This is a genomic window from Mycoplasma sp. 1890, assembly GCF_053851615.1.
In genome coordinates, this window is the sequence record NZ_JBSQAZ010000010.1 from 23,817 (window position 1) to 32,519 (window position 8,703).

General features: G+C 25.9%; 1 protein-coding gene and 1 other RNA gene. Both read left to right on the top strand.

Features of this window, described 5'->3' with window-relative positions; genetic code table 4:
* Nucleotides 1–7 precede the first annotated feature (7 nt).
* Nucleotides 8–7,993 (top strand): hypothetical protein, encoded by a 7,986-nt coding sequence (locus ACWXVO_RS02425; protein WP_456002380.1) that lies wholly within the window; start codon nucleotides 8–10, stop codon nucleotides 7,991–7,993.
* Between the two features lie 37 nt (nucleotides 7,994–8,030).
* An RNA gene (rnpB, locus tag ACWXVO_RS02430) (RNase P RNA component class B) lies at nucleotides 8,031–8,342 on the top strand.
* The last annotated feature ends 361 nt before the right edge of the window (nucleotides 8,343–8,703 follow it).

Consider the following 8,703-nt stretch of genomic DNA (forward strand, 5'->3'; position numbering starts at 1 on the left):
GTTTCTCATGAAAACGAAAGAAATGATTAAAAAAGTTACTAAAATAACTGTTGGTTTATCACTTGGATTAGTAATCCCAATTACTTCTATTTCTTGTGATAATAAAAAAGCACCAGATCAAGCAAAACCTAAAATTCAAAAGAAAAATATTCAAAAACCAGTTAGCGGAAAAATAAATTATGTTGCCATCGGTGATGATTATGCAGCTGGAAATAATAATAGTTTTAATGCTCATAGTAATAACTTTTTTAGCAAAGAAGATAATGAAGTATACGGAATTTCATATGCCTCATATTTAGCTAATTCAATCTCGCTAATTAATGATGATGAAACAATATTAAATAGATATGAAAATCTGGGTTTATCTTATTCTACTACTGATGCTTGATTGCATTTATTAAAACCAACCAATACTAGCAATTTAAATGAATTTAATGAGGTAATAAATCTAAATAAAAAATTAGGTTTGTATAATGCTAATTTGAATAGTAAAAAGGTTATTAGTAATATTAAAGAATCAAATTTTATAACCATTTCATTAGGATTTAATGATATCTTTAAGAAAGATGAAATTTTGTCATTAGTATTAAGACAATTTAAAGATAAAAAAGAGGAAAATCAATTTATTGTAGGCTATAATAAAATTATTTCAGCAAGAATTGCACAATTGTCAAAAAATTATACAGAGATAGTTAGGGAAATAAAACAAATAAATCCTAATATAAATATCAATCTAATTGGATATAGTGCGCCTTTAATTCATACTATCAATATTCAAGGTAATTTTCAAAATAACGTTTTAAAAACAACAACAGATTTATTGAATAAAACAATTAGCAATATTGCCGACAGTGAGAGTTTAAACTATTATAGTTTTTCATCTGAAAATAGCATTTATGAAAATGCTGAACAATTTTCGACTGATTATTTAAGTATCTTCCCAAGTGTCAACGGTTATAAAAAACTTGCGCAGGACATATTTGCAAAAATGTCTACAAATATTACAGAATATAATTCATTATTCAACAACAATGAATTTTCAAATCACAATAAAGCAATTTCATTTATAAAAAAAGCAACAACAATTAAATCATTAATTTTTGGAGTAGTTGGAAATAATGTAGATACATTTAAGAAACCGTATCCATTTGAAAAAAATTCAAAAAATAGTAGTCTTATTGCTTCTGAATCAAGCAATGTTTTTGCTCAAACTGTTTTGGCTGAATTTAGTAGTAAAATAAAAATGCTAAATAATGAACAACTTAAAACTTTTATTGATAACGTTCTTTCAATTATTGGCATTAATGATAAAGAGGCAAAAACATGATTTAATGAATTGATAAATTCATTGATATCTAAGCATAAAAATAATTTAATAGTTTCATTATTTGAACAGCTGTTTGATTCAGTTTATGTTCAACACTTTCTTAATAAGGCAAATATCAAGGTTTCGCAATTATTGGCAAAAAAATCTCCTCAAAATACTTTAACATCTGAAATTAGGAAAATTCTTACGCAAGAATTTCAAGATAAAAACAGTATATACTTAATCTTAAAATCAGTATTAAATTCTAACTATTTATCTAAAATTGAAAATAAGGTTTTTATTAGACAAAATTTAGCGTCATTAATTAAAATATTATTTTCAAACAAATCTATTAAGCAACTATTTCCACAAGAGCTATTGCCATTATGAGATAAGAAAACAATGGATAAAAATATAGTTGTAAAATTTGATAATCTTGTTAATAAGGCAGTGGATAATTTATTAAGCAAAAGCGAATTATATTTTGCTAATACTAATTTTGATGGTTTTATAAATGATATTTTGAGGGACTCTAAGAAAGAAATTATTTCTCTATTTCAAGCAATTGTTGATTGATTAATCAAAGATAAAGGATCTCTAAAAAAGATTATTGATAAGATTGCAACCTCCTTAAAAAATGTTTATAGAGTGCCGCAAGAAAGACTTGATGACATTAAATATTTCATTCAAACAACAGTGGAAAATCTAAAAGATTTTAAGTATTCATATGAACTTCTTGATCTTTTTGTAGAAACTACACTCGATTCATACAAAGATAATAAGTTGTTAGATACACATTCATTTATTAAAGCATTTGTTAAGGGGTTGCTATTTAATACAAAGGATGCCAATAAAAATAATCGTGTCTTTTTTGCTCTAATTAGCAATGTTCCTAGAACGCCTAATATTGATCTTAATAAATACTATAATGGAATAAAATATCTCGGAGTTGGATTAGTGCAAGCGGAAAACATAATAAATTCAAATAATATAAGTAACCTGCTTGATGATCAAACAAGAGAAGCTATGCTTACATTGCTTAGAAATATTGCAAATAATTCTGATAACATTTTGAATATAACAGGTAAGAACTATATAAAAGACTTATTTTCATTATTGATTGACGATATCACTGCAAAGGGTAGCTTATTTAACCAAATTTTAGATAGACTTGGAGACTATGTTGTTATACATCCATTAATTAATTTCATTAAAAAACAAGGTTATGAGAAACAAATACTATCAGCAAATCCCGAATTTAATAATATAGAAGAGTTTGTAAAGTCTAGTTATTCTTCATTATATAAATCAGTTAATAATAAGATAATTATTGATAAGCTAAAATTTTTGGTAAATGACATTGTTGATAATGGTAAGTTATATGACAAAAGTTCGCTATTTGCTTTTGTTGTTTCAACCTTAAAAAGAGTACAAGAAAATGGATTGATAACATTAGTAGAGACTTTATTGCAACAAACATCGAGTAAGGAAAATACTAAATTATTAGTGAATGTTCTTACCTCATACATTAATTCATCGTTAAATGTAAAACTAACCAATGTTGAAAAAGAACTGATCGAAACTTATATACAAAGCATTTTAAGAAACATTAAGGATTCAAACTTATTTAAACACTTTATTGATAATTTTAAGAAGATAACTAAAAAAATTGATATATCAAAAATCGACACTTTTGATAAGTTGGGTTTATATCTAAAAGAAGAATTAAGCAATCTTTTGATTGAATCAACAAACCCCGGTGCAATACAAATGTTTCTTGATTTTTTAAGCCTAAAGAATACAAAAGAAAAAGATGGATTTAACAAATTTATTAATGTTTTATCAATATTTTTAAAAAATGAAAATAATGTTGATTTTATTCTTGACAAGCTAAATCTTAAAAAAATTGTTGCGGATATCCCTAAAAAGATTGATTTTGCAAAGCTGCCCCAAAATGTTAGAGATGATGTTAAAGGGTTATTAAATAATGTATTGGCATTAATAATTAAAAAATGAGATGACAAGATAAATCCAAAAATTAAGGAATTAATTAAAAATTCAGTTTCAAATGAAAAAATTAAAAATGTAAAAAATTTAAATGAATTATTTTTCTTATTAATTAATGAAAATAAGGAATTTTTGAAGGAATTTATTTTAGACATAATAAACAATGTTATTTTGGTTAATCAACAAAGCGAGCAAAAAACTGTTGATATAGTTGTTTATTTAATTTCTACTCAAATTAATTACAAAAAATTAAGTGTTAGTGAACAAGGAAACATCAAATCGATAGTCAAAAAAGCAATTGCCTTTGTTAAGGATAAAAAAATATTTGGGCCATTGGTCGAAAGCTTATTAAATACAATGACTTCAAATATCAAGAAATTTGGTATTGATTTTAATAAATATGATTGAGCAAAAATTGTTGACTTTATTGATGATTTAGATATTATAAAAATTGTTGAAGCATCTGAGGATTTCTTTATTAACAAGATATCAAAAGATGAGCTAAAAACATTATTAAAAACTCTCCTTCTAAATGCTGTGCATCTTTTTGCTTTGAACGAGAAGTCAACAAATGATGAATCTACAGCATCTTCATTGCAAGAACCAACTAAAAAAACTATTCCAAACATTAATGTTGAAAAAATTTTAGGTATAGTTCAAAAGATATTGAACAAACTTTCTTCTGAAAATAAGAAGGAATTAATACCTTATTTAGTTGATGCTATCTACGATCTAAAAGAAAACGAAGGTTTTAAGAAATTCTTATCTGATTTACTATCTAAATCTCTTAAAAATGGCAATCAGACAGTTATTAAGGAAATATTAAATAATAAAGGAGATTATTCACTATTAGCTAGTCTAATTATTAACAAGTCATATAGCCTTTTATTAAACGAAGAAAATAAACAAGGTTTAGTTTTAATTTTAAATAGTTTATTTGCCGATGACAAACCGATAGTTTTAGATGCAAATAAACTTGCGATTAAATTATTTAAAAATGTTAAAACAAATAATTTATTAAATTTCATTAAAACCAATTTAGACCGTATATTGGGTGACGAGGAATTGCTGGATGTGATTGCCAGATATCTAATTAGTTTAGTAAAACAACAAGTAAACATAAAATTTAGTGGCAATGAAGATCTAATAGTACTTAATTACCTAAAATCATTATTAAAATCTATTCCAAATAATCCTTTAATCCATAAATTAAAGAAGAATTTGGAAGAAAAACTCAGCGAATTAACAGATACATCAAGTTATATTGATTTCCAAAAAAAATTGAGTGATGCCCTTAAACAAACATTTAGTTTTAATAAGGAAAATATAGAACAAATTTTTGATCTTTTAATTATAAAACAAGACAAGAAGGCACTAGGTGAAAAAAAACTTGTAGAAACTTTAAAAGTATTGTTAGGCAAAAAAGAGTTTTTAGAATTTATTTTAAAAAATATTAATCCTAAACAATTGATTAATAATATGTTTGATAATATAAATTTATCTAATTTAAATTTAGGAGAACACTCAAAAGGGGCTCTTACTTCAATAATTAAAGACACGAAAGATCTTATTAATCTAAAATATAATGATCTTGTTTCACAAAATATCAATGAAATTATTGAAAAATTATTGCTTGAGGATGTCCTAAAGAATGTAGATTCTTTTGAAGGCTGATTTAAGAATTTCTTCATAGTTAACGAGGATTGGATAATTAAAAAGGTAGACTTGATTCTAAATAATATTTTATTATCAAAAGAAAGCGAACAATTAAAGCAATCAATTGCTAATTTCTTAGTTGAATTTGTTGCCGAAAAACTTAATGGCATTGAATTTAAAAACGGCCAAAAAGAATCGCTAAAAGCAATATTTAACAAGGCAATTAATTTCCTCCCAGATCTTAATATAAGCAATGCTATAACTAAATCTGCCATTAAATTATTAGTTAAAAATATTAACCAATATAAATTCAATTTTGAGAAATATAACTTTAATAGTGCGTTCGACCTTATTAGCATATTTAATAAAATAAACATAGATAAGTTAGACCAATTCTTATCAGGATTAGACTCGCATGACTTAGCTAATATTATTCTTTTAGTTATAAATAATTTTGATAAGCTAGAGTTGCTTTTTACTACTCCACCTGTTACTTTGCAAGAAAAATCAAAGAATAAAACAATTGTTGAGTTCAATAAAAAAGAGGGAATTAAGATAAATATAAATGATATTTTTAGATTAATTAAAGTTGGATTTTCAATTTTAAATGCCTCTGATCGCGAGTCTATCAAAAAAGAAATTCCTAGTCTAGTTCAAAAGATACGTAAATCTCCAAAAATAAAAGAGTATGTAAAAACTAAATTAGACTTTTTAACAAATCTTATTTTAAAAGTTGATTCAAACGCTCGAGATTTTGCTGACAAAACAAAAGAAAAGATTATTGAATTTATCTTTGATAAGGACGATACTAAGGACCTTATAACTAGCTTTATTAATACACTAATTTCCTTAGACCAAAAATCATTAGAGAATATTCATAATATAAATGAATTAATTAAGAAACTTTTGAACCTAAATAAGTCTTCGATCAGTGACTTTATTAAAAAAATTGTTTCTAATGCCACTTCTGATGAAGCGTATATTAATAGTTTAGTTAAATTTATGTTGAATGCAATTCATTCAGAATTAAAATTTGATTCAACTAGCGACGAGTTTGAAAATATTGCTAACTTGGGTACCAGAATTATTAAAAATCTAGGTAATAAAAATATTGTATCAGACATAATAAGTAAGCTTTTTGAGAGTCTTGTTGACATTGATATTATTGATTCAAAGGGCCATTTTGATCAAAATATATTGATATCAAAAATAATTTCAGGGTTAAAGAAAATTGATTGAAAGGCTTTATTTACATCCCAAAATATAGAGGATATGTTTAAATCACTTATTGGAAATAACATATCAAAAGAACAGTTAGTTAAAGAATTTAGTTCTTTATATCATTATTTGGAAAGAAATATACCAAAATTGACTAATCAAATAAACAACCAACATACAATATCTAATAACACTCAAAATGTGCTAAATCCAGTTATTTCTGATGAACAAAAAGAGTTTTTAAAGAATATTGAAGGCACAATATTCAATGTATTAACTGGCTTGAATGGTTCACTTGATTCTAGCGAAACTGTTGGCAAGGAAGCCATAATCGAGGTTGTTCATACAATCTTTAAAGACCAAATTAAAAAGATAAAATGGCAAGAAATAAAACAAGATTTAATACCTAAGTCCGAATTACAAACTATAGTTGATAAATTTGTAGACAAACCAATTTTAAAAACGTTAATTAGCGATGTTATATCTGATTTTCTAACAAAACCAAAAGTCCAAGCAACAAATATTGGTGAAATAGTAACTAAAACATTAGAAAAAGTTTCACAAAAATTAAAAGATAATGTAACAAAAGTACTGGAAGCAGTTGTTGAAGACGATGATTTAATGAAGATTGTTATTGGTCATGTATTAAATTATTTAAAATTGGAAAATGTTACAGCCGAAGATATTTCATTTATCAAAGAATTAATTAGCGCTATTTTTAAAGAATTAATCGAAACTGATTTTTATAAACGAAAAGTTGTTAAGAGAACTATCGATCATATTGTTGGCTATAGTAAAAATTTTTCAATATTTGAACCAGTCAAATGACTCCTTGATGCCATTGAAAAAATTAAGGCCGGATTTTCATTTAATGATCTTAAGATTATTGCTTCTTTTGTTGGTGAAACTAAGGCTATTAATGGTGCTCGTTTGATTAAGCTTATAAATCTATTATTTGGAAAAAGCAATTTAAAAGATTCAGTTTTATATAATGGCTTGCGAAACATTAATATGAATCCTGATCCAACAAAGCGTACCAATATTAATACTCTGCTTGATTTTGTAAGTATTGGACAATTAAGCAATTCGACTTCAACGAGCAACATTCAAAATGATGATCCAGATAATATTTCTCCCGACCTTGATGCACTGTCATTGATTAATGAAATCTTTAAAATGTTAAGTATTGAATATTATAAGAATAAAAATACTCAAGATAGTAGTTTTAAAGTCAGATCTAAGACACCTGAATGGCAGGCGTTATATCGTTTTAAGGTGGCGATTGATTATATTCTTTTTGAAACATTTGGGCGTGAAACAGATATTGCTCAACGTGATGTGAGTCAAAGAAAAATTAATTTATATACAGGTGTTCGTTCGTTATTATGAGAGATTCAGGAAGGAACTAACATTTCGGCCATTCCGTTTTTAAGTTCTAAATTTTCAGGTATGCAAAGCTATTTTACAAAAGATATTGATCGTCGTCAATTTACTAATTATGCAGTAAGTGAATCTGGTTTTTGATTTGTCAAGTCATGAACTTACTTTGATGATAGTAATTATGGTCCTGAATCAATTACTTATTTAATTACTAGTTCTGGTTATAATGATAAAGAAAAGGGCAATTTAACTAGATTTAAATATAAGATTAGCGAGGGCGGACAAGCATATGAGATTTCTAAAAAAGAATATATCTTACTAACCTTAAAAGAAGGCGGTTATGGTAAATTCATGAAATTAAATAATAAGCGTTCGAATTCATCATGGTCTGGACTTGATAAAATTAATCCCGAAGATTTCTATTAGGATTTAGCTAAAAAAATAAAAATAGAGTAAAATAATTATGCACAGCCAACTGCTGCATAATTATTTTATGTAGAGGAAAATCCGCTCTAGCACTTGCTGCGATGCAAGTAGTGATCATGCTAGGCCAAATAAGCCTAGGCAGTTATTTAAATAATTGACGACTAGTGCAACAGAGACGAGCTTATTTAGTTAAGGTGCAACGATGTAAACTCCATGAGTTAGAAACCCAAATTTTGGTAGGGGAACCTGATTAATATAAATGAATAAAGATCGGGAAGCATATTATTTTAATATGTTTAGATAAATAGTTGGCGCTGTTAATTTACAGAACAAAAAGCGGTTTATCGTGCAAAAAGGCATTTTGTGCCTTTTTATTTTTTTATGCGCAGCATTTAGGCGTTAATAAATTTAGTCTAATTTTAAGAACTATATAAAAAATAAATTTATAGAGATAAAAGCGAAAACTAAAGCCTTTTATCTTTTTTAACAAAAAATAAGTCACTAATTTTCATTATTTGGTGAATTGGGTATCTACATTATATTTTGGAATAAAATTAAATATATATGGATGTTAAAAAGGAACAGTTATGAAAAGAATGAAATTATTATTACCTATACTAACTATAATGCCTTGTTACTGGAGATTATAATTTTGGTTGTTATAAACTTTAAGGTGCCTTAAAAAGATTTTTAACAAATCCCCAAAATTT